The 1051-nt window shown below is 68.8% G+C and carries 1 protein-coding gene; it reads right to left on the bottom strand.

The window, feature by feature from the left end:
• Positions 1 to 1051 (bottom strand): class I tRNA ligase family protein (locus tag ACWF62_RS20685; protein WP_452631310.1); only part of this gene is annotated, 1051 nt, incomplete at both ends.

Raw genomic sequence — 1051 nt, 5'->3', positions numbered from 1 at the left:
CCCGACGGGATGCCTCGGCCGGACGGCCGCCGGCCGCGAAGACCGTCTTGGACAGTTCGACGTACCAGTCGAAGACCTCGTCCCACGCGAAGTGGAACAGCAGATCGCTGGCCTTGGCGAACTCATAGCTCTCGTAGGCGGCGTCGGCCTCGGCGATGACGGTGTTCAGCCGGGACAGGATCCAGCGGTCGGTGGCCGACAGTTCGGCGGTCTCCGGCAGCGGGCCCTCCACGGTGGCGCCGTTGATGAGCGCGAACCGGGTGGCGTTCCAGATCTTGTTGGCGAAGTTGCGGGAGGCCTGGACCCAGTCCTCGCCGATCGGCACGTCCGCGCCGGGGTTGGCGCCGCGGGCCAGGGTGAAGCGGACGGCGTCGGCGCCGTACTTGTCCATCCAGTCCAGCGGGTCCACCGAGTTGGGGTTGGACTTGGACATCTTCTTGCCGAACTCGTCGCGCACGAGCCCGGTCAGCGCGATGGTGTGGAACGGCTCCTTGCCGTCCATCGCGTACAGACCGAACATCATCATCCGGGCGACCCAGAAGAAGATGATGTCGTGGCCGGTGACCAGGACCGAGTTCGGGTAGAACTTCGCGAGCGACTCGGTCTGCTCGGGCCAGCCGAGCGTGGAGAACGGCCACAGGCCGGAGGAGAACCAGGTGTCCAGGACGTCCTGGTCCTGGGTCCAGCCCTCGCCGCTCGGCGGCTGCTCGTCCGGGCCGACGCACACCGTCTCGCCGTCGGGGCCGTACCAGACGGGGATGCGGTGACCCCACCACAGCTGGCGCGAGATGCACCAGTCGTGCATGTTGTCGACCCAGTCGAAGTAGCGCTTCGACAGCTCCGGCGGGTGGATGGCGACCCGGCCGTCGCGCACCGCGTCACCGGCGGCCTTGGCCAGCGGCTCGACCTTGACCCACCACTGCATGGACAGCCGCGGCTCGACCGTGGTCTTGCAGCGCGAGCAGTGGCCCACGGAGTGCAGGTACGGGCGCTTCTCCGCGACGATCCGGCCCTGTTCGCGCAGCGCCGCCACGATCGTGGAGCGCGCCTC

Source organism: Rhodococcus sp. NPDC054953 (genome assembly GCF_053609225.1).
This window is presented reverse-complemented; position numbering and strand designations above follow the sequence as displayed.